Raw genomic sequence first — 21194 nt, 5'->3', positions numbered from 1 at the left:
TTTCCGGGGCGCATGCGCGGGCCGCCGGGCGCTCCGGGGGAGCCGGTCGCCGGGTGGACGTTGTAACATTGCCGCCACATTTGGGCCGGGCGGTTCCCGGCCAGACACGGGGTCCCGCATGTTTTCCCTCCAGACCATCTTCGGCAAGGGCGACAAGTTCTACGGCCTGCTCGAGGCCAGCGCCGCCGCCGCCCGCGAGAGCGCCCGCGCCCTGGGCGAGCTGCTCGCCACGCCGCCGGCCCAGCGTTCGCTGGAGAAGTTCAAGCTGGCCCGCCAGCGCGAGAAGGGTCTGGCCGCCCAGATCAGCCAGGAGCTGGTGAACACCTTCGTCACCGCGCTCGAGCGCGAGGACATCGAGGCGCTGTCGAACGCGCTGTACAAGATCCCGAAGGTGGTCGAGAAGTTCGCCGAGCGCTACACCCTGGCCAGCGAGCGGATCGGCGACGTCGACTTCATCGCCCGTGCCGCGATGCTCGAGCGCGCCTGCGCCGTGCTGGAGGAGATGGTCGGCCTGCTGCGCAAGGGCATGAACCTGGAAACCACCAAGGGCCTGAACGACAAGCTGCAGGCGATCGAGGCCGAGGCCGACCGCCTGATCCTCGAGCTCTACCGCGACACCTACACCAACGAGAAGGATCCGATGCGCTACCTGATCCTCAAGGACCTGTTCGAGATCCTGGAGAAGGCCATCGACCGCTGCCGCGACGCCGGCAACGTGATCTATGGCGTGGTGCTGAAGAACGCCTGACGCCATGACCCTCGCCCTGACCCTCGTGCTCGTCGTCGTGCTGACGGCGCTGGTGTTCGAGTACATCAACGGTTTCCACGACACGGCGAACTCGATCGCCACCGTGGTCGCGACCAAGGTGCTCACGCCCACCCAGGCGGTGATGCTGGCTGCCGGCATGAACCTGATCGGCGCCCTGGCCGGCACCGCGGTCGCCAAGACCATCTCCTCGGGCCTGATCGACGACCAGGTGGTCACGGTCACCTCGCAGCTGATCATCTGCGCGCTGTCGGGCGGCATCATCTGGAACCTGATCACCTGGTGGTTCGGCCTGCCGTCCTCGTCCAGCCACGCCCTGATCGGCGGCCTGTGCGGCGCCGCGCTGGCCGCCGCCGACAACAGCTTCGACGCGTTGATCTGGGCCCGCGAGGCCGAACACTGGACCAAGAACCAGGGCATCTTCTGGAAGGTCGTGGTGCCGATGATCAGCTCGCCGCTGGCCGGCTTCACGCTCGGCCTGGTGCTGATGGGTTCGCTGATGGCCATCATCAGCGCGATGAACGGCGCCGGCGGCTGGATCGCGCGGATCTCGCGCCCGCGCTGGGTGAACGCGCTGTTCGGCAAGGCCCAGATCGTCTCGGCCGCCTACATGGGCTTCGCGCACGGCACCAACGACGCGCAGAAGACCATGGGCATCATCGCCCTGGCCCTGATCGGCGCCGAGGCGGCCGGCACGCTCGACAACCTGCCGGGCTGGCTGGCCTTCATGCACCCCGGCGACGGCGACGGCATCGAGACGTGGATCGTGATCACCTGCGCCATCGTCATGGCCGCGGGCACCGCCGCCGGCGGCTGGCGCATCATCAAGACGCTCGGCCACAAGATGGTGAAGCTGCATCCCATCCACGGCTTCGCGGCGGAAACCAGCTCGGCCACCATCCTCACCCTGGCCGCGCACTTCGGCATGCCGGTGTCGACCACGCACAGCATCTCGACCGCGATCATGGGCGTGGGCGTGGCCAAGAACCCCCGCGCCCTTCAGTGGACGGTGATCCAGAAGATCGTCTGGGCCTGGATCCTCACCATCCCGGCTGCCGGCGGCATCGCCTGGCTGATGCTCAAGGGCCTCATCGCCCTCGGCTGGAGCTAGGCCACCCGCCGCAAGCTTGCTGCCGGCAACCGAAAGCCCCCTTGGTAAGGGGGCGCGCCGAAGGCGCGGGGATCGGAAGTGATGAGTCGGGGCCCGCGATCCGCGCAGCGGATCGTGGGAGTTCCAGGGCGAATGCCCGGGAACTACTTCCCCTTGGTAAGGGGGCGCGCCGAAGGCGCGGGGATCGGAAGTGATGAGTCGGGGCCCGCGAAACGCGCAGCGGATCGTGGGAGTTCCAGGGCGAATGCCCGGGAACTACTCCCCCTTGGTAAGGGGGCGCGCCGAAGGCGCGGGGATCGGAAGTGCTGAGTCGGGGCCCGCGATCCGCGCAGCGGATCGTGGGAGTTCCAGGGCGAATGCCCGGGAACTACTTCCCCTTGGTAAGGGGGCGCGCCGAAGGCGCGGGGATCGGAAGTGATGAGTCGGGGCCCGCGAAACGCGCAGCGGATCGTGGGAGTTCCAGGGCGAATGCCCGGGAACTACAGCAAGTCCCCACCGGCCGAGAGCATGCGCTCCATCTGGTCGCCCAGGCCGCCGATCTCCAGCACCAGGCGGTCGAGCTCGGAGGCCGTCAGGGTGTCGTAGGGGCGGTTCTCGCACAGCTGCAGGTAGGGCACCGAATCGAGCTCGCCGATGGCGAGGTAGCCGACGCGGCTCTGCCAGTTGAAGGCCAGCATGCGGCGCGCGTCGATGCCGGTCATGGGCGCCAGCACGGTGTTCACGCGCAGGTACTCGCGGCCATCGTCGCCCACCAGCTCCGACAGGAAGATGCTCTGGTGCCGCCGGCCCTGGGCCAGCGACAGCTGCACGCAGACCAGGTAGGGCTCGCTGGTGGTGAGCTTGTACTTGCCCTGGAGATGGCCGCGGATCTGTTCGAAGTTCTGCATGGCGGGATGGATTCCGTTGGGGAGGGGTATCCTAAACCCCATGCCGGCAAACCCCAAGGACGAGACCGAAACCCAGCGCAGCCGCCGCCTGATCCTGGCGGCGGTGCGGGCCGTTCCGCGTGGCCAGGTCGCCGGTTACGGCGAAATCGCCCGCCGCGCCGGCCTGCCGGGCCGGGCCCGCCTGGTGGCGCGCGTGCTTTCGACCGGCGACGAACCCGGACTGCCCTGGCACCGCGTGCTGCGCTCCGACGGCCGGGTCGCCTTTCCCGAGGGCTCGCCCGGCTACGACGAGCAGGTGCAGCGGCTGCGCGCCGAAGGCGTGCGCATCGAAGCCGGCAAGGTGCGCGGCCAGCGTGCCGCCGCGACCCTGGACGAAATGCTCTGGGCGCCGCCGGAGCCCAAGCCGAAGGCTAGCCGCCCCGCGGCCGCTGCCGGAACCAGGCGGCGACGCTGAAACGCGGGCGGTCGGCCGCCAGCACTTCGTGTTCGACCGATTCGCTGAGGAAGATCGCGATCGTGCCCAGGCGCGGCGCGATATCGAGCGGGCCTTCGGTCAGGTGCAGGCGCAGCGCACCGCCGGCATCGTCGGGCCAGTCGGGATTGAGATAGACCACCAGCGACAGCACGCGCGCGTCGTCGCTGCGGAAGCGGTCGCGGTGGCGCGCATAACCGGCGCCGGGCGGGTAGTGCGCGAAGTGCGCTTCGACCGAGTCCAGGCCCAGAAGCAGGCGGCGGTTGAGTTCGCCGCGCAGTCCGTCCAGCGCCGCCAGCAGCGCGGCGGCCGCCGAGCCGCAGGCGGGATCGTCCAGCCACAGCGTGGAATCGCCGCGCAGTCCCGCGAAGCGGCGATCGTCCGAACGCCCGGTGGCGGCGGGGCGCAGGTGGCCGGCCTCGGCGAGTTCGCGGGCTTCCGCACCGGCTGCCCGCAGCAGCGGATCGTCGGCAGACAGCGTGAGCACGGCCCAGTCAGCATCGCGCAGTCGCGCGGCCAGGCCGTCGAGCGTGGCGGCATCGGGCGGGAACGTGGGGGCAGGGGTCATGCGGCTATGATACGGCCACGTTCCGCACGAGCCTTCCCGCATGCGACTGCCCCCGGCCACCACTGCCCTGCTCTGGGCCATCGGCATCGGCTTCCTGCTCCAGCAGGTTATCGGTCCCGAATACATGCACTATTTTTCGCTCTGGCCGTTGGGGGAGTACCCGGCCGGGTTCGCCGAGGACGGCTCGCCGGTCAGCGTCGGTTTCCTGCCCTGGCAGATACTGACCTACGGTTTCATGCACGGCAGCTTCGGCCACCTGTTCTTCAACGGCCTGGCCCTGTACATGTTCGGGTCTTCGCTGGAACAGACCTGGGGCAGCCAGCGGTTCCTCACCTACTACCTGGTCTGCGTCGCGGGTGCCGGCCTGATCCAGCTCGTCGTGGTCACCTCGGGCATCACCGGTCAGGGCATCTACCAGACGGTGGGGGCCTCCGGCGGCGTGTTCGGCCTGCTGCTGGCCTACGGCATGCTGTTCCCGAACCGGCAGGTGATGCTGCTGATCCCGCCGATCCCGATGAAGGCGCGCACCTTCGTCATCGTCTTCGGCGCGATCGAGCTGGGGCTGGGCGTGTTCAACACCCAGTCCGGCATCGCCCATTTCGCGCACCTGGGCGGCATGCTGTTCGGCTGGCTGATGATCCGCTACTGGCGCGGCCAGCCCCCGTTCCGGCCGCGCGGGCCGCGGCTGGTGCGCTGAGCGCTGGAAAGTGATGAAGAAGCTCATTGTCGGCGTGTTGCTGCTCGCGGCGTCGTTGCCGGGCCTTTCCCGGGCTGAACTGGAGTCGCCGGAGCGGCCGTGCTTCCGCGCCGAGCGCGTGTTCGATCCCGCGCTGTCCGCCGAGGCGGTGGCGCCTGAAATGGAAAAGCTGCGGGCGGCCGGTGATGCAGGCGATGCCTACGCGGCCTACCTGCTGGGCACGCTCTATCGCCTGGGGCCCGCGCATCCGGCATCCCGGCTGCCGCTCGATCCCCAGGCCGCGCGCGTCTGGTTGCGCAGGGCTGCGCTCGACGGAAACCTGGGGGCCATGTCCGCCCTGGCGGAACTGGAGCTCGCCACGGGGCATGCAATGGAGGCCATGGTGCTCGCGCAGGCCGTCGTGCATTACGACGCCAAGCATCCACGCGGTGAACAGGCGACCTTGCGCCGGTATCAGGCCGGCCTGGTTGCCCGGGCGTTCGAGGACCTGGGCCGCGCGCCGTCGGCGACCGACGATCCGGAAATCCTGGGCGCGTTCCGGCAGTTCGTCGCGGAGAATGGCGCGAAGATCGACGCGGGGATCCGTCGCCGGATCTCCGGCCCCAAGGACTTCGCCTGCCCGCCGTTCCACGACAACGAGCGCTGGCCCCTGCAGTACAAGGGCCGCTATTACGTGATGACGCCCGCCCGCTCAGGCAAGAAGCTCAGCACCCCGGGCGTCGCGGTCTTCCATCTGGTCGTCGGCGCCAACGGCCGGGTGGACCAGGCGTTGCTCATCGACTCGCTGCCTGGTCCCGAGGCGGGCGCGGCGCTGCGGCCACTCGCCGAGGACATGCGCTTCAACCGGATCCGCGGCGCGCCGCCGCGTGCCGCACTGGCACCGGTCACGCAGTGAGTCCGGGCTGCGCCGCGATCAGCGCCGCAGCTGCAGGAAGTCCGTGCTCGCCACCAGGCGCAGGCTGTCCAGGCGCGGGCGGGCGGTGGGCAGGATCGCGAGCAGGGACTCGCGCTCCTTTTCCAGCGCGGCGATCTCTTCCGGGCGCACGGCCGGGTTGACCCGGGCCAGGGCGCGCAGGCGCTGGGCTTCGTTCGACAGCAGCGTGTCGGCCTTGGCGATCGCTTCGGCGATGCGGGCCTGGGCCACGGCCTGGGTTTCCTCGCGGGCGCGCTCGAGCATGGGCGGCACCAGGGCGGCGAGGATCTTGCGCTGCGGCGAGAGGTCGAACACGCGGTCGCCCGCACGCAGGCGCGCGCGCTCGCCGGGCGCGAAATCGGCGCGCACCTGCAGCCGCGTGTCCACCGCCACGCTCAGCGGCGCCGGCGGCAGGTAGCGTTCGATGTCCAGGCCCGCGGGCGCGACGCACTCGAGCACGTTCACCGCCTCCAGCACCACGGTGCGCGGCGGCAGGCTGTCGTCGACCAGGAAGGCGGCGTTGCCGGTTTCGCCCGACACCAGCAGTTCGCCGGCGGAAAGCAGCAACGGGTGGTCGGCGCGCAGGTAGAGCAGGTCGTCGCGCGCGAGCGCGGTGGCGCGGTCGAAGGTGGCGGTGCGCGGACCGTTCTTGAGCTCCTCGAAGCCGTCCACGGTGACGTGTTCGGGATCGAGCAGCCACAGGCCGGCGGCCAGCGGCTCGTTGTGCACGCCGAACTGCTCGAGCAGGCGCAGGGCATGGTCGTCCATGCCGGCGTGGCGGTCGTCTTCCTGCAGCGCGGCCAGCAGCTCGCCGCCGTCGCTGCCGCGGCTGCCGAGTTCGAGCAGGCGGTCGCGGCCCTCGGCGATGATGCGGGCGAGTTCGGCGTGTTTTTCCCTGCTGCGTTCGATCAGCTCGGTCAGCGCCGGCTCGCGCGCGTCGGCGTCCTGCGCCGCCAGCTGCAGCAGTTCGGCGCCGAAGGCGCGCAGCAGCTCACGGCCATCGGCCAGCACGCCGCGGAAGGCGTCCAGGCCCTCGTGCACCCAGCGCAGCAGCACTTCCTGGGCGCTGCCGGGCACCGCCGCGGCATGGATCACCACGTCGCCGCGCTGGCCGATGCGGTCCAGGCGGCCGATGCGCTGCTCCAGCATGTCCGGGTGCAGCGGCAGGTCCCACATCACCAGGTGCTGGGCGAACTGGAAGTTGCGGCCCTCGGCGCCGATCTCGCTGGCGATCAGCAGGCGCGCGCCCTCCGGGTCGGCGAAAAACGCGGCGTTGCGGTCGCGCTGCAGCAGGTTCATGTCTTCGTGGAAACGCGCGACCTGCAGGCCGCTGCGCAGGCGCAGCGCCTCCTCCAGCGCCTGCACCTTGGCGCGCGAACGGCACAGCAGCAGCACCTTGGCCGGCGCGACGGCGTCGAGGATGCCGAGCAGCCAGTCGGTGCGCGGATCGCGGGCATAGTCGTGCGAAGGCTCATCGTCGGTCTCGCCGACGTCGTGCGCGAACTCGGCGCGCAGACGGCCCAGAACGGTCGGTTCGTCCGGGTCGGGCAGGGCGGTGATCGCGGGCAGGCGGCGCGGGAAACCGCCGACCGCGCCGTGCATGGATGCACCAGTGTCACGGGAGGCAGGATGCCGGGAGTGACCGGCGCGGCGGTTGCGCACCATCACCCGGCCGGTGCCGTGACGGTCGACCAGGTCGGCGAGCAGGGCGTCGCGCTCGCCCTCGTCGCCGCCGGCGATGCGGCCCAGGCGGCGCGCCAGCTCATCGCCTTCGTCCGGGAACAGCGCAGCCAGCCGCTGCATGTCGCCGGTGGTGAGGGTCTGGCCGTCGAGAAGGCGTTCGGCCAGCGCGGACAGTTCGAGGTAACCGCGCGCGTCGGCGCGGAAGGCTTCCAGGTCGGTGTAACGCGCCGGGTCGAGCAGGCGCAGGCGCGCGAAGTGGCCACCGAGGCCGAGCTGCTCCGGCGTCGCGGTCAGCAGCAGCAGGCCCGGCGTGCGCAGCGCCAGCGCTTCGACCAGGGCGTAGCCGGGGCTGGAGAACTCCGGCGTCCACACCAGGTGGTGCGCCTCGTCCACCAGCAGCAGGTCCCAGCCCGCGGCCAGGGCCTGGCGTGCGCGCTTTTCATGGCTGGCCAGCCAGTCCACCGAGGCGATGACGCACTGTTCGTCCTCGAACGGGTTGGCCTTGGGCTCGGTCAGCTCCAGCGATTCGCAGCGCTCTTCGTCGTAGATCGCGAAGGGCAGGTTGAAGCGGCGCAGCAGTTCGACGAACCACTGGTTCACCAGGCTTTCCGGCACCAGCACCAGCACGCGCCGCGCGCGGCCGGTCGCCAGCTGCTGGGCGGCGATCAGGCAGGCCTCGATGGTCTTGCCCAGGCCGACTTCATCGGCCAGCAGCAGGCGCGGCGGCCGGCGCTCGCCGGCCATCGCGGCGACACGCAGCTGGTGCGGGATCAGGTCGATGCGCGCGCCCAGCACGCCCCAGCCGGCATGCGCGCGCGCCTCGGCGCGGCGCTGCAGGCATTCGCGCCGGAACTCGAACTGGTCGTTGCGGTCCACGCGCCCGGACAGCAGGCGCGAGTCGGCCTGCGACACCGGCTGTTCGGCGTCGAGCTCGCCTTCGGGGTGCACCTGGCCGTCGCAGGTGTAGTGGATCAGCAGCTCGTGCAGCTCCGCGCGTTCGACGGTCTTGTCGGCGCCGCCGATGCGCACGCGCTCGCCAGGACGGAACACCGCGCGCAGCAGCGGCGCCGACCCCAGCGCGTACATGCGCACCACGCCGGTGCCGGTGAAGACGATCTGCACCTGGCGCCCGGCCAGGCGCAGCACCGTGCCCAGGCCGAGTTCGGGTTCGGCGCTGGAGAACCAGCGCTGTCCGGGCGCGAAATTGTTCACGTCAACGCCACAGGGCGACCTGCTGCTTGGCCGGGCGCTGCATCGCGCTGCCGGCGCGGCAGCCGAAGGCCTGGCCGAAGGCGGGCAGGTTGGCGAGCGGGCCGTTCACCCGCCACTTCGACGGCGCGTGGTCGGCAGTCGCCTGCGCCGCGGCCAGCGCGGTCGCCTTGTCCTGGCGCGCCCACAGCGTGGCCCAGCCAGTGAAGAAGGCCTTGGAAGCGTTGGCATCCGGCGCGCCGCCGGCGTTGAGCGCGCCCCAGGCCAGCTCCAGCCCGGCCAGGTCGGCCTGGTTCTGGGCGAAGCTGCGGGTGCCGTTCACGCGGGTCGCGCCGCCGGTGGCGGAATAGACGTTGTACTGCGCAACCAGCGGCTGCGTGCGCGCGTTCCAGGCGGCGGCGTCGGCGCCGCTCCAGGTCTGCAGGGCCAGACTCATCTGCTGGCCGACCAGCGCACCGAGACCGCCGAAGTCGGCCGCGCTGCCGCCATCGTCGAGCAGCGGCGGCTGCAGGGTGGCGGCGGTGACCAGCAGGCGGTTCTCCTGCGGCAGCCAGACCACCAGCGGCTGCCACTGTTCGGCCGGCCAGGCGAAGCGGGCGCGCACCAGCGCGTACTTCATCAGCCAGCGGCGCAGGTTGAGCACGTTGCCGGCGAGGTCGTCGCGCGAGAAGCGCAGATCGTCGAAGACGTTGTCCGGCACTTCGCTGCCGACCTGCACCTGCATCGCCTCCAGGCGCTGGCGGGCACCGGCCTTGCCCTCGGCGCTGAGCCAGGCCGCACGGTCGACGGCGGCGAGCGCGCTGGCCTTCACGGCCGTGGCGATCGCCTGCGCGCGCTGCTGGCGCGGCACCGGCAGGAAGCGCTGGGTGTAGGCCGCGTCCAGGAACTCCGGCACGCGCGCTTCCAGCACCTGGCGCGCGCGGATGGCGCGCGAGGTCGGCGCGGGCTGGCCGGCCAGCGTCACTTCGTACAGGTCGGCCCAGGGACCATGGAAGGCCTTGCCCAGGGTCGGGGCCATGTCGCGGGCGATCTGCGCACGCAGATAGGCCCGCCACAGCTCGGGCTTGGTCTTGGCCAGGTGCTGGTTCACGGCCTGGAAGAAGCCGGGGCCGGTCATCGCGACCTGGCTGGCCTTGAGGCCGTGGGCGGTGAGCACGCCGTCGAGGTCGAGCGCGCCGGCCACCTTGGCCGCGTCCTTGGCAGCCATCACCTGGAACGGCGCGGCGGCCAGCACGGATTTCGCGAGGTCGCGCTCGATCTGCAGCACCGCGGCGGTTTCCGCCGCCAGCTTGTTCGCCGGCGTGCCGGTCAGGCGCAGCCACTCGGACACCGCGGCCTGGTACTTCTGCTCGACCGGCTGCACCAGCGGGTCGGTGCTGGCGTAGAAGCCCGGGTCGGGCAGGCCCATGCCGGCCGGGCCGACCTGGGCATAGGGCTTGCCGGTGTTGTCGCGCAGCACCTGCAGGTCCACCAGCACCGGCATGCCGGCCGCATGCAGGCTGGCGACGGCCTTGGCGACGTCCTTCGTGCGCTTGATCCGGTTGACGATGGCCAGCAGCGGCTCGATCGGGCGCAGGCCGGCGGCTTCGATCGCGGCCTCGTTCTCGGCGCTGGCGAACAGGTCGGCCAGGCGCACCGACACCGTGGCGCCGGCCGGGGCCGTGGTCGCGGCCAGCACCTGGTCGCGCTGGGTCCGGCCCAGGGCGATCAGCTGGTCCCAGCGGCTGAAGTGGTCGGCATTGGCCGGCAGCGGGTTGGCCCGCAGCCAGGCGGCATTGGTGTGGGAATAGAAGTCGGCGCAGGCCTGGGGGACGGCCGGGGCGCGCTGGGCGGCCACCGGGGCGGCGGCCAGGGTCAGCAGCAGGCTGCCGAGCAGGGGGGCGAGCAGGGGCTTCGGGCGGGAGGACATCGTTGGCTCCACGAGGGGGGAGGGGATTCTAACGCCCCGCCCCCGCCCGCCCCAAAAAAAACGGCCCGGACAAGCCGGGCCGTTCCTTCAGCCGCGTGGCGGCGGGGACTTACCAGATCGCGACCTTGGCGTCGTCGGCCCGGACCATCGCGTCGCCGGCCTTGCAGCCGAACGCGGCGGCGAAGGTCGGCAGGTTCGACGGCGCACCGATGGCGCGGAAGTTGGCCGGCGCGTGCGGGTCGGTTTCCAGGCGCACCTTCAGCTCTTCGGGTTTGAAGTTGCGGCGCCAGACGGTGGCCCAGTTCATGAAGAAGCGCTGGTCCGGGCTGTAGCCGTCGATTTCGGCGACGCGCTTGTTCTGCAGCTCGCGCTGCAGGGCGTCGTAGGCCACGGCCAGGCCGCCCAGGTCGGCGATGTTCTCGCCCAGGGTCAGCTTGCCGTTCACGTGCAGGCCGTCGATGGACTCGTAGGCGTCGAACTGCGCCACCAGCTTGTCGGTGCGCGCCTTGAAGCCGCTCATGTCCTCGTCGCTCCACCAGTTCTCGAAGTTGCCCTTGGCGTCGAAACGGCTGCCCTGGTCGTCGTAGCCGTGGATCATCTCGTGGCCGATCACGGCGCCGATGCCGCCGTAGTTGAGCGCGTCGTCGGCGTTGGCGTCGAAGAACGGCGGCTGCAGGATCGCGGCCGGGAACACGATCTCGTTGGCCAGCGGGTTGTAGTACGCGTTCACCGTCTGCGGGCTCATGCCCCATTCGGTCTTGTCCACCGGCTGGCCGATCTTGGCGAGATTGAACTTGTAGTTGAACTCGCTGGTGGCCATCAGGTTGGCGATATAGCTGTCGCGGGCCGTGCTCAGGCCGCTCCAGTCGCGCCACTTGTCCGGGTAGCCGATCTTCGGCGTGAAGGCCGCCCACTTCTCCAGGGCCTTGGCCTTGGTGTCGGCGCCCATCCAGTCCAGCGCCTCGATGCGCGCCTTCAGGGCTTCGCCGAGGTTGCCGACCAGGGTCTGCATGCGCGCCTTGGCTTCCGGCGAGAACGCCACCTCGACGTATTCCTGGCCCAGAGCCTCGCCCATCTGGTTGTTGATGGTGTTGAGCACGCGCTTCCAGCGCGGCTGCATTTCCTGCTGGCCGCGCAGGGTCTTGCCGTAGAAGTTGAAGTTTTCCTGCGCGAACGCATCGGCCAGGAAGGGCGCGGCATTGTCGATGGTCTGGTAGCGCAGGTAGGCCTGCCAGGTGGCGACCGGCACGTCGGCCAGCATCGCGTTCACTTCCTTGTGGAAGTCCGGCTGGGCCAGCGAGAACATCTCCGGCGCGGCCAGGCCCTGCGATTCGAAGAAGGCCGACCACTTGAAGTTCGGGGTCAGGGCGTCGGCGTCGGCGACCGAGACCGGGTTGTAGTACTTGGACACGTCGCGCGAGAGCTCCTCGCTGGACATCGAGACCTTGGCCAGGCGGGTCTCGAAGGCCATCACGTCCTTGGCCAGCGCGGCGGCGGTGGCGTCGTCGGCGCCGGCGAGCTTGAGGATGTTGCCGATGTGGGCGACATAGGCTTCGCGCACCGAGGCATGCTTCTCGTCGAAGTAGTAACCGCGGTCCGGCAGGCCCAGGCCGGCCTGGCCGGCGTAGGCGATGTTGACGGTGGAGTTCTTGAAGTCCGGGCTCGGGCCGAAGCCGAAGACGTAGCCCTGGCCCTTGGCGTAGCTGCTGCGCAGCAGGCCGGCGATGGCTTCCGGGGAGTCGACGGCGGCGATCTCGTCCAGGATCGGCTGGATCGGGGTCAGGCCGGCGGCATTGATCGCGGCCTCGTCCATGCCGGTGGCCCAGACGTCGCCGATGAGCTTGGCGGTGCCGGTGGCGTCGGTCTGCGCGGCCAGGTTCTCGACCAGTTTCTGCTGGATCTCGAGCGAACGTTCGGCCAGCAGTTCGAAGCTGCCCCAGGTGGTGCGGTCGGCCGGCACCGGGTTGGCGGCCAGCCACTTGCCGTTGACGAAGCCGTTGAGGTCGGTGCAGGCGGCGATGCTGGTGTCGAGGTCGGCGGCCTGGAAGGAGATGATCGGGGTCTTGAGCGCAGCCAGGTCGACCAGGGGCTTGGCGGGTTCCGGCGCGGCGGCGGTTTCGGCCGGGGCCTCGGTCTTCTGGCAGGCGGCGAGGGCGACGGTGACCGCGAGGGCCAGGGTCAGGGGTTTGATCGAGCGAAGGGTCACGTATGGCTCCAGGCGCCGCGGGGCGCGTTCGGAAAGGTGGGATCGGCCGTCGGCAGCGCGGCGGGCGGCTGATTCTGGACCCTTCGCCGGGACCCGGCATAGGTCGAAGGTCACCCCTCACCTTGGTGGCGCCGGGATCGTGCTTGGCGACAGGCCGCCGCACGAGGGTCATTTCCCGGGGACGCCGTGAATCCATCCATGGAGGCTCATCGAAAACGTCCGTGTTTTCGATGCCCCGGAAAATGACCCTCGCACGACGGCCTCCGGACCGTCCGGGCCGGGGTTTCGATCTAAAGGCAGCATCGGGTGTCCTGGCCTGTTGGCGAGACCGGTTGTTCCGGCGACGAGCCTTCGTGCCTTTTGGGGGCACGCGCTTGTCCCATCGGCCCGCGAGGAAGAGTCGTGGCGACGGCACGCATCGCTATAGTCCCCTGAAGCGAAGGCAGGATGCCGTAGCGGCCGCGAATCGGTGGGCAGGACGCCGCGCCGACTGAGCGGGCAGGGGACTATAGCGATGCGGGACGGCGCACGCCGGATCAACCGCCCGCGAGCACTTGATCTACTTGCGGAGCACGCGGCCGGGGGTAAAAGAAAACCCCGGGCAGCGGACTGCCCGGGGTGAGAAACGCGCGGGATTACCAGATGACGACGCGGTCGTTTTCGGAGCGGACCATCTTGTCGCCGGCCTTGCACTGGAAGGCGGCGGCGAAGGCCGGCAGGTTCTGCGCCGGGCCGACCGCCCGGAACATGCCCGGCGAATGCGGGCCGACCGTGATCTGCTGCTTGAGCTGCGCCTCGGTGAAGGCCACGCGCCACACCGTCGCCCAGTTCATGAAGAAGCGCTGGTCCTGCGTGTACCCGTCGATCATCGGGTCGGAGAAGTTCTCGCCCTGCGCCTTCTTCAGCGCGTCGTAGGCGACCGTGACGCCGCCGAGGTCGGCGATGTTCTCGCCCAGGCCCAGCTTGCCGTTGACGAACAGCCCCGGCAGCGCCTCGTAACCGCTGTACTGGTCCGCGAGCTTGGTGGTCGCGGCCTCGAACTTGGCGCGGTCGGCGTCGGTCCACCAGTTGGCCATGTTGCCGGCGGCGTCGAACTTGCTGCCCTGGTCGTCGAAGCCGTGCAGCATCTCGTGGCCGATCACCGCGCCGATGCCGCCGTAGTTGAGCGCGTCGTCGGCATTGGCGTCGAAGAACGGCGGCTGCAGGATCGCGGCCGGGAACACGATCTCGTTGGCGGTGGAACGGTAATAGGCGTTCACCGTCTGCGGGCTCATGCCCCATTCGCTGCGGTCCACCGGCTTGCCGATCTTGTCGAGGTTGTAGCGCATGTTGAAGGCGGCGGCGGCCATCAGGTTGGCGGCGTAGCTGTCGCGCGCCACCGACAGGCCGCTCCAGTCGCGCCACTTGTCCGGGTAGCCGATCTTGGGCGTGAAGCTGGACCACTTCTCGAGCGCCTTGGCCTTGGTCTCGGCGCTCATCCACTCCAGGTTCTCCAGCCGGCCCTTGAGCGAAGCCATCAGGTTCTGCACCAGGGCTTCCATCTTGGCCTTGGATTCGGGCGGGAAGGCCTGGGCGACGTAGATCTGGCCGAAACCTTCGCCCATCGAGCCGTTCAGCGCGCCGAGCACGCGCTTCCAGCGCTCCTGCATCTGCGCCTGGCCGGCCAGCGTCTTGCGGTAGAACTCGTAGTTGGCCTGCTCGAAGGCGCTGCTGAGGTAGGGCGAGGCGCCGTCGATCGTGCGGAAGCGCAGCCAGGTCTGCCACTGCTCCAGCGGCACATCGGCCAGCATCGCGTCGAATTCCTTGAAGAAGCCCGGCGTGGCCAGCGAGAAGGTCTTGGGCGCCTCGACGTCGAGCGCGGCGAAGAAGGCGGTCCAGCTGAAGTTCGGCGTGCTGGCGTCGGCGTCGGCCAGCGCGACCGGGTTGTAGCGGCTGGCCGGGTCGCGCAGCTCGAGTCGGCCCAGCGAGGCCTTGGCCAGGCGGGTCTCGAAATCCATGACCTGCTGCGCCTGCGCCTTGGCGGTTTCGGCATCGGCGCCGGCGAGCGTCAGCACCTTGGCCACGTGTTCGAGGAAGGCGGCGCGCGCGGTCTTGTAGTCCTCGCGGTCTTCCAGGTAGTAGGCGCGCTCGGGCAGGGACAGGCCGCCCTGGATGGCGTAGGCCATGTTGGTGTTCGAGTCGTTGTAGTCGGCCATCGCGAAGAAGCCGAACAGCATGCCCTGGCCCTTGGCGTAGGCCTCGCCGAGGTAGGCGGGGATCTCGGAGGTGGCGGTGAGCGCGGCGATGCGGTCCAGGTCGGGCTGGATCGGCGTGATGCCGGCGGCCTCGATCTTGGCCTCGTCCATGCCGGCGGCGAAGAAGTCGCCGACCTTCTGTTCCATCGTGCCGGCGGCCCAGGTGCCGGCGGCCGCGGCCTTGGCCAGCTCGTGCTGGACCTGCAGCGAACGCTCGCCCAGCGCCGCGAAGGCGCCCCAGGTGGTGCGGTCGCCCGGCACCGGGTTGGCAGCGAGCCATTTCGCGTTCACGAAGCCGTTGAAGTCCTGGCAGGCAGCGATGGACGGGTCGAGGTCGGCGGCCTGCAGCGAGATCGGCTGCTGGGCGACCTTGGCCAGGTCGATCGTGAGCTTGGGCGGTTCGGCGGCGGCGGCGGTGTCCGCGGGCGCCTCGGCCGGTTTCTGGCAGGCGGCCAGGGCGACGGTGATCGAAAGGGCGAGGGCGAGCGGCTTCAGGCGCGGGGTCATGGCGGGTCCGGATGCGGGTACGGAACGGCGAGGGTAGGGGGTTTGGTGGGGCTGGGTGTAGGCCATTGGTCATGCTTTGGCGGGCTTTTCGCGAGTGCGGGTGCGAGGGGGGCGCGTCCAGCTCCTCACCGCCGATTTCGGGCGGGGGGCGGGAGGGGGCTTCGGCTTTGCCGAAGAGGGGACGGGGCTCGCTACCTGGTCGGGCAATGACGGGCCGGTTTTCTTTGGCCTCGTTGTTCGTTATGGTGGGCTCGTAGGTCCTGGACTCCCATGCTCATGAAGCCCCGTCTCCAGACCCGCAGTCACGCCGGTGGCGTCGTTCCGCATCGGCTTTCTGAAGGTCACAGCGCAATCGCGCGATTCGATCGCCTCCCGGCGTCGTCTCTCCTTGCCCGCACGTCCGTGCGCCGGCAGACGGTGGATTTCCTGCGTACCCAAGCTCCCGCCGCGGCGGGCGTTGGCGTTTCCGCGACCTGAATCCGAGCCCGGCCTGCGCGCCCCGGCTCCGGGGCGTGCCGTCCGGTCTCCCACCGCTGTCGAATGAGGAGAGGGTTATGCGCGTATTGGCCTGTGATGGCATCCATGAGGACGGCCTGGCGCTGTTCCGCAATGCGGGATGGACGGTCGAGGTGTCCGAACCGATCAAGGACGCCGCGAAACTCGCCGCGAAGCTCGAGGGCTTCGACGCGGTGCTGGTTCGCTCGGCGACCCTGGTCTCGGCCGAATCGCTGGCCAAGGCCGGCGCCCTGAAGGTGATCGGCCGCGCCGGCGCCGGCGTCGACACCATCGACGTCGAGGCCGCCACTGCCCGCGGCATCGCCGTGATGAACGCGCCCGACGGCAATACCCTGGCTGCCGCCGAACATGCGATCTCGCTGCTGTTCGCCCTGGCCCGGCACGTGCCGCGCGCCGACGCCGGCATGAAGGCCGGCGAATGGCCCAAGGCCGGCCTCACCGGTTTCGAGCTCGAGGGCAAGAAGCTCGGCGTGATTGGTCTCGGGCGCATCGGCGCCACGGTCGCGCGCAAGGCCCAGGGCATCGGCATGGAAGTGGCCGCGCACGATCCCTTCCTGCCGGCGTCCGCGGCGGGCAAGGGCAGCGTGCCGCTGATGGCGCTCGACGAGCTGCTGGCCTGGGCCGACGTGATCACGCTGCACATCCCGCGCACCAAGGAAACCACCAACCTGCTCAACGAGGCGCGCCTGCGCACGATGAAGAAGGGCGCCTTCCTGGTGAACGCCGCCCGCGGCGGCCTGGTGGACGAGGACGCGCTGCTGAAGCTGCTGGACGAAGGCCACCTGGGCGGCGCCGCGCTCGACACCTTCGTGACCGAACCGCTGCCCAAGGACTCGCCCCTGCGCGGCAACCCGAAACTGATCCTGACCCCGCACCTGGGCGCCAGCACCGGCGAGGCGCAGCAGGCGGTCAGCACCATCCTGGCGCGGCAGATCATCGACTTCGTCGCCACCGGCGCCGTCGCCGGCTGCGTCAACCTGCCGCCGCTGACGCCGGAAACCGCGCGCGAAGTGGGGCCGTGGATGCCGCTGATGACCGCGTTGGGCAAGCTCGCGGCCAAGCTGGTTCCGGCGCCGGTGAAGCTGCAGGTCACCTATGCCGGCCGCACCGAGGGCCTGGATACGCGGCCGCTGACACGCCTGCTCGTCGCCTCGCTGCTGGGCCCGGCCTCTGGCCGCGTCACGCCGGTGAACGCGCTGCAGGAAGCGGCGCAACGTGGGCTGGAAGTGGCCGAAACCCTGGGCGGCGACGGCGACGGTTTCGACCGCCTGCTGCGCATCCGCGTGCAGGGCGGCGGCGTGGTGCGGGAGATCGAGGCGACCCTGCACCGCGGCCCGCGCGTGGTGCGCCTGGACGGCGTCGAACTCGATTTCGATCCGCTGGCGCACATCCTGCTGATGCGCAACGAGGACAAACCCGGCGTGATCGGCCTGGTCGGTTCGCACCTGGGCGCGGCGGGCGTGAACATCGTCAACTTCTCGCTGGGCGCCACCGGCGACGGCGGCGCGGTGGCGGCGATCACGGTCGATCGCGAGGTGCCAGAGGCGCAGCTGGCTTCGCTGCGCGGCATCCCGGGCATCGTCGCGATGGAGCAGGTCTGATGAAGGTCCTGCTCGCACGCCACGGCGAAACGCCCTGGAACGCCGAAGGCCGCTACCAGGGCCAGATGGACATCGCGCTGTCGGAAAACGGCGAGCGCCAGGCGCGCCTGCTCGGCGAACGCCTGGCCGGCGTCGACATCGCGCGCGCCGTCGCTTCGCCCCTGGTGCGCGCGCGCCGCACCGCCGAGCTCGCGCTCGGCGAGGCGCGTGCGGCCAGCCTGCGTTTCGACGAGGGCCTGAAGGAAATCGCGCACGGCGACTGGGAGGGCCTGCTGGCCGCGGAGATCCGCGAACGCGATCCGGTGCGCCTGCGCGCCTGGCGCGAAAAGCCCGAGACGGTGCAGATGCCCGGCGCCGGCGGCGAGTCGATCGTGGAAGTGCTCGACCGCGCCTGGCCGGCGTTCCAGCGCGCCTGCGCCGGCCTGGGCGCCGACGACACGCTGCTGGTGGTGGCGCACGACGCGGTGAACCGCGTGATCCTGTGCCGCATCCTCGGCCTGCCGCTGTCGCGGCTGTGGACCTTCCGGCAGGCGCCGACCACGATCAACCTGCTCGAGGGACCGTCGGCCGATGCGCTGGAGGTGGTGCGGCTGAACGACTGCGGCCATCACACCGCGCTGTTCGGCGAGGCGGTGCACCGGGCGCTGTGAGCGGCGAGGGCGCCAGGATCAGGCCGATCCTGGCGTCACGGTCGTTGGGTCCATCGGCCCTCGCGGGATCAGTCCGCGGAGGCGGCCGGATCAGCGTCTTCGGGGGTTTCGGCCTCGGGCGGCTGGCCGGCACGCTTGCGGGCCGCCTTCTCGGCTTCCTTCTCGGCCTTCTTCTTCTGCTTGGCGAGTTCGCGCTGGCGCTTCTCGAACGAATAATTGGGCTTGGCCATGGGGCGCTCGGCGTCTGGAATGCCGCCAGTCTAACCGCTGGGGCTGCTCCGCGGCGGTCCGGCGGCGGATAATGCCGCCATGAATCGAACCCTCGCGCAGTGGCTGGACTATCAGCAGTCGGTCCACCCCAAGTCCATCGACATGGGCCTGGAACGGGTGGGCGAGGTCGCGCGCCGGCTCGGCCTGGGCCGTCCCGGGCGCGCCGTGGTCACGGTCGGCGGCACCAATGGCAAGGGCTCGACGGTCGCCTTCCTGGAGGCGATCGCGCGCGCCGCTGGGCTGAAGGTCGGCGCCTACACCTCGCCGCACCTGCGCCGCTACAACGAGCGGGTGCGCGTCGATGGCGCCGACGCGGACGATGCCGCGCTGGTCGCGGCCTTCGAGCGCATCGAGGCCGCCCGCGGCGAGATCCCGCTGACCTACTTCGAATTCGGCACCCTGGCCGCGCTGCTGCTCTTCGAGGCCGCGGGGCTGGACCTGGCGATCCTCGAGGTCGGCCTGGGCGGCCGCCTGGACGCCACCAACATCATCGACCCCGACGTCGCGGTGATCACCACGGTGGACCTGGACCACCAGGACTACCTGGGCGACGACCGCGAAAGCATCGGCGCCGAGAAGGCCGGCATCCTGCGCGCCGGCAGGCCCGCAGTGCTGGCCGAGAAGGACCCTCCCTCGTCGGTGCTGCGGCGCGCCTACGCGATCGGTGCGTTCGCCATCCGCGGCCATTCGGATTACCTGATCGACGTCATCGAGGGCGGCTGGCGCTGGCGCGAGCCGGGTTACCAGATCGACCTGCCCGAACCCGCGCTGGAAGCGCCGGCCCAGCGCGGCAACGCGGCGGCCGCGATCGCGGCGCTGCGCGCGCTGGATCTGCCGATTCCCGACGCGGCGATCCGCGAAGGCGTGCGTTCGGCCCGGGTGCCCGGCCGCCTGCAGCGGCTGCCCGGCCGCCCCGAGCGCGTGCTCGACGTGGCCCACAATCCGCAGGGCGCGCGCCAGCTGGCCGAATGGCTGGCGGCCCACCCGAAGTCGACCGTGGCGGTGTTCAGCGCCCTGGCCGACAAGGACCTGGCCGGCATCAGCGCCCCGGTCGCGCCCTACCTGCAGGGCTGGCACCTGGGCCCGATCACCGACGCCGGCCCGCGCGGGCTCGCCGTCGAGGAACTGGCGCGGCGCCTGGCCGAGCACCTGCCGGCCGAGATCCTGCACCCGCACCGCAGCCTGGCCGAGGCCCTGGCCGCGGCGACGCGCGCGGCCGGGCCCGACGGCCGCGTGCTGGTATTCGGTTCATTCCACACGGTGGCTGAAGCCCTGGCCGCCGACTGAACCGGCGGCGCCGGCATCCCGGCTATAATTCGCGCCTCTCCCGGCCGGACTGAAATCCCGATGGATTCCGCCCTGAAACAGCGCCTGGTCGGCGCCGCCGTGCTGGTGGCGCTGGCCATGATCTTCCTGCCCATGCTGCTGATGGGGCCCGACACCGCCGAACCCGATGCCGCGCAGGTGCCGCTGGACATGCCGGCCGCGCCGGACCAGGAGTTCGAGACCCGCGAACTGCCGCTGACGCTTCCCGCCCAGGACACTCCGGAAGACGGCGTGCTGGGCCTGGACACCGCGCCCCCGGGCGCGGCCGATCCCGATGCCCTGGTCACGCTCGGCCCCGACGGCCGGCCGGTGGGCGGCAGCGCGGGCCCGGACGCCGCCGATCCGGTCGTGGCGCCGGTGGACGAAGAACCCATCGCGGCGGTGGACGCCGCCAGCGGCGAGCCCCTGGCCCCGACGCCCGCGACGCCGGAACCCGAAACTCCCGCGCCGGCGCCGGTCGCCGCCACCCCGGCACCCGCACCCGCACCCGCACCCGCACCCGCACCCGCACCCGCACCCGCCGCGCCGCTGCCGGCCAGCACCGCCGGTGGCCGCTACGTGGTCAACGTCGGCAGCTTCTCCAACCTCGCCAATGCCCGCGCCCTGGCCGACAAGCTGCGCGCCCAGGGCCTGCCGCTGACCAGCGAGACGGTGGACGTCGGCGGCAAGCCGGCGATGCGCCTGCGCGTCGGCCCCTACGCCGAGCGCACCGTCGCCGAAGCCGCGCGCCTGCGCGTGGAGGGCGTGACCGGCGGGTCCGCGCCGGTGATTGCCCTGGATGCCGGGGCGGCGGCGCGTCCGGCCCCGGCGGCCAGTGCGCCGACGCCGCGCCCTGCGGCGGCCGCCGACGTGGGCTTCGCGGTCCAGCTCGGCGCGCTCAGCTCCGAGGCCGATGCCAGCGCCCTGCGCGACCGCGCCAAAGCGGCCGGCTTCGTCGCCTTCCACCAGCGCATCAACACCGACCGTGGCGCCGTCTGGCGCGTGCGCGTGGGCCCCGAGGCCGACCGTGCCGCCGCCGACCGGCTGCGCGAGCAGGTGGCCAGCAAGCTGGGCCTGAAGGACGCGATCGTCGTCTCGCACCCGTGACCCGGACCTGCCGCCGATGCTGAACTGGGCCGACTACGCGCTGCTGGTCGTGCTCGCGATCTCGATGGCGATCGGCGTGTGGCGGGGCTTCGTGGTCGAGGTGCTGTCGCTCACGGTCTGGATCGGTGCGTTCTGGCTGTCGATCGGGTTCGGCGCCGATGTGGCCGCATATCTCACCGGCGTCGACGAACCCTCGGCGCGGCTGTTCCTCGGGTATGCCGGCGTGTTCCTGGTCGTGCTGGTCCTGGGCGGCCTGGCCACCTGGGGCATCGGCAAGCTGATCGCCAATACCGGGCTGTCGGGCACCGACCGGGTGCTGGGCCTGGGTTTTGGGCTGGCGCGCGGCCTGGTGCTGGCCTGCGTGGCAGTGATGCTGCTGGGCTTCACACCGGTGCCGCAGGACGCCTGGTGGTCGCAGTCGCGCTTCATCCCGGGCGTGCAGCGCGGCGCCGAGTGGATGGTGGGTTTCCTGCCGCCGGCCGCGGCCGAGCATGTCCGGTTCGAGGCGCCGCCCGAGGCGACCGAACCTTTCCTTTCCGGCGAGCCGCAGGACGCGGCCGCCCCCCCTGTTCCGGAGACCTGA

Annotated in this window: 17 protein-coding genes; 10 read left to right on the top strand and 7 right to left on the bottom strand. The window is 70.9% G+C overall.

Annotated features, from left to right (window positions below):
- The first annotated feature begins 118 nt into the window (after positions 1-118).
- Together E1B00_RS05900 and E1B00_RS05895 are read left to right on the top strand one after the other, a co-directional pair.
- On the top strand, positions 119-748 hold the full coding sequence (locus tag E1B00_RS05900) for a DUF47 domain-containing protein (protein WP_139446580.1): 630 nt from the start codon (positions 119-121) through the stop codon (positions 746-748).
- Positions 749-752: 4 nt separating this feature from the next.
- Entirely contained in the window at positions 753-1877 is a 1125-nt protein-coding gene (locus tag E1B00_RS05895; protein ID WP_139446578.1) for an inorganic phosphate transporter, read from the top strand.
- Between the two features lie 479 nt (positions 1878-2356).
- On the opposite strand, the gene E1B00_RS05890 is transcribed toward E1B00_RS05895, so the two are convergent.
- The gene (locus tag E1B00_RS05890; protein WP_139446576.1) at positions 2357-2764 is read right to left on the bottom strand and encodes a hypothetical protein; all 408 of its coding nucleotides are present in this window, start codon (positions 2762-2764) and stop codon (positions 2357-2359) included.
- Between the two features lie 40 nt (positions 2765-2804).
- Between E1B00_RS05890 and E1B00_RS05885 the strand changes: the two genes are divergently transcribed.
- Positions 2805-3218 (top strand): MGMT family protein, encoded by a 414-nt coding sequence (locus E1B00_RS05885; RefSeq protein ID WP_139446574.1) that lies wholly within the window; start codon positions 2805-2807, stop codon positions 3216-3218.
- Here the strand turns inward: E1B00_RS05885 and E1B00_RS05880 are convergent.
- Positions 3175-3804: a 2OG-Fe(II) oxygenase gene (locus E1B00_RS05880; RefSeq protein ID WP_176693129.1), complete on the bottom strand. Its 630-nt coding sequence runs from the start codon at positions 3802-3804 to the stop codon at positions 3175-3177. The two genes, E1B00_RS05885 and E1B00_RS05880, sit on opposite strands and share 44 nt — an antisense overlap.
- A gap of 40 nt (positions 3805-3844) precedes the next feature.
- On the opposite strand from E1B00_RS05880, the gene E1B00_RS05875 reads away from it, so the two are divergent.
- Together E1B00_RS05875 and E1B00_RS05870 are read left to right on the top strand one after the other, a co-directional pair.
- On the top strand, positions 3845-4501 hold the full coding sequence (locus E1B00_RS05875) for a rhomboid family intramembrane serine protease (protein WP_139446570.1): 657 nt from the start codon (positions 3845-3847) through the stop codon (positions 4499-4501).
- Positions 4502-4514: 13 nt separating this feature from the next.
- Positions 4515-5396, top strand: a complete 882-nt coding sequence (locus tag E1B00_RS05870; protein WP_139446567.1) for a hypothetical protein — start codon at positions 4515-4517, stop codon at positions 5394-5396.
- Positions 5397-5414: 18 nt separating this feature from the next.
- Here E1B00_RS05870 and rapA read toward each other — a convergent pair whose 3' ends face one another.
- From rapA to E1B00_RS05850, 4 genes are all read right to left on the bottom strand, one after another.
- The gene (gene rapA / locus E1B00_RS05865) at positions 5415-8309 is read right to left on the bottom strand and encodes an RNA polymerase-associated protein RapA (RefSeq protein WP_139446565.1); all 2895 of its coding nucleotides are present in this window, start codon (positions 8307-8309) and stop codon (positions 5415-5417) included.
- A 1-nt stretch (position 8310) separates the two neighbouring features.
- The gene (locus E1B00_RS05860) at positions 8311-10215 is read right to left on the bottom strand and encodes a M13 family metallopeptidase (RefSeq protein ID WP_139446563.1); all 1905 of its coding nucleotides are present in this window, start codon (positions 10213-10215) and stop codon (positions 8311-8313) included.
- Between the two features lie 109 nt (positions 10216-10324).
- Complete coding sequence (locus E1B00_RS05855; protein WP_139446561.1) at positions 10325-12421, bottom strand: M13 family metallopeptidase; 2097 nt, start codon at positions 12419-12421, stop codon at positions 10325-10327.
- A 635-nt stretch (positions 12422-13056) separates the two neighbouring features.
- Positions 13057-15162, bottom strand: coding sequence for a M13 family metallopeptidase (locus E1B00_RS05850; RefSeq protein WP_139446559.1), 2106 nt, complete (start codon positions 15160-15162; stop codon positions 13057-13059).
- 554 nt (positions 15163-15716) lie between these two features.
- On the opposite strand from E1B00_RS05850, the gene serA reads away from it, so the two are divergent.
- Positions 15717-17279, top strand: coding sequence for a phosphoglycerate dehydrogenase (gene serA / locus E1B00_RS05845; RefSeq protein WP_139446557.1), 1563 nt, complete (start codon positions 15717-15719; stop codon positions 17277-17279).
- Positions 17279-17929, top strand: coding sequence for a histidine phosphatase family protein (locus E1B00_RS05840; protein WP_139446555.1), 651 nt, complete (start codon positions 17279-17281; stop codon positions 17927-17929). Before serA ends, E1B00_RS05840 begins: the two co-directional genes overlap by 1 nt.
- Before the next feature lie 68 nt (positions 17930-17997).
- Here the strand turns inward: E1B00_RS05840 and E1B00_RS15555 are convergent, their stop codons facing one another.
- On the bottom strand, positions 17998-18159 hold the full coding sequence (locus E1B00_RS15555; protein WP_176693128.1) for a hypothetical protein: 162 nt from the start codon (positions 18157-18159) through the stop codon (positions 17998-18000).
- A 79-nt stretch (positions 18160-18238) separates the two neighbouring features.
- On the opposite strand from E1B00_RS15555, the gene folC reads away from it, so the two are divergent.
- Genes folC through E1B00_RS05825 form a run of 3 tightly spaced genes read left to right on the top strand, consistent with a single transcriptional unit; the run spans position 18239 to position 21194 of the window.
- Positions 18239-19486, top strand: coding sequence for a bifunctional tetrahydrofolate synthase/dihydrofolate synthase (gene folC, locus E1B00_RS05835; RefSeq protein WP_139446553.1), 1248 nt, complete (start codon positions 18239-18241; stop codon positions 19484-19486).
- Between the two features lie 60 nt (positions 19487-19546).
- The gene (locus E1B00_RS05830; RefSeq protein ID WP_139446551.1) at positions 19547-20611 is read left to right on the top strand and encodes an SPOR domain-containing protein; all 1065 of its coding nucleotides are present in this window, start codon (positions 19547-19549) and stop codon (positions 20609-20611) included.
- 16 nt (positions 20612-20627) lie between these two features.
- Entirely contained in the window at positions 20628-21194 is a 567-nt protein-coding gene (locus E1B00_RS05825; RefSeq protein WP_139446549.1) for a CvpA family protein, read from the top strand.

The organism is Arenimonas terrae, assembly GCF_006265115.1.
In the GTDB taxonomy this organism is placed as follows: Bacteria; Pseudomonadota; Gammaproteobacteria; order Xanthomonadales; family Xanthomonadaceae; genus Arenimonas; species Arenimonas terrae.
The sequence above is the reverse complement of the archived record's forward strand: the minus strand, read 5'-3'. Positions and strand labels throughout refer to the sequence as shown.